Genomic DNA, 304 nt, shown 5'->3' with positions numbered 1-304 from the left:
GGCGCCGGAGAACAGGGTGAACAGCAGCGCGATAAAGCCCGCCGCGACAGCGAGCAGGATGCTCGATGTCACGACCATCGCGATCGCGCCGGCGCCGAGCCCGGTCACGACCGGGCCGAGCTTGCTACCGAAGATCGAGCGCGCAACGCGGCCGATCAAGAACACGCCGAAGAACAAAAAGATGCCGAGCTCGGGCCAGTCGAAACCACCTCCGCCGAGCCCGCCACGTTGTGAAGCAGGGCGCTGGACTTCAGGCAATGCCTCGCCGCCGATCACCGCCACCAGTTGATCGACCGCGGCACCG

General features: G+C 66.8%; 1 pseudogene. It reads right to left on the bottom strand.

Features of this window, described 5'->3' with window-relative positions:
• Positions 1-304 (bottom strand): annotated as a pseudogene (locus tag QN413_RS27205) (YgcG family protein); the annotation flags it as partial.

This window comes from Variovorax sp. LG9.2 (assembly GCF_035018885.1).
Taxonomy (GTDB): domain Bacteria; phylum Pseudomonadota; class Gammaproteobacteria; order Burkholderiales; family Burkholderiaceae_C; genus Variovorax.
This window is presented reverse-complemented; position numbering and strand designations above follow the sequence as displayed.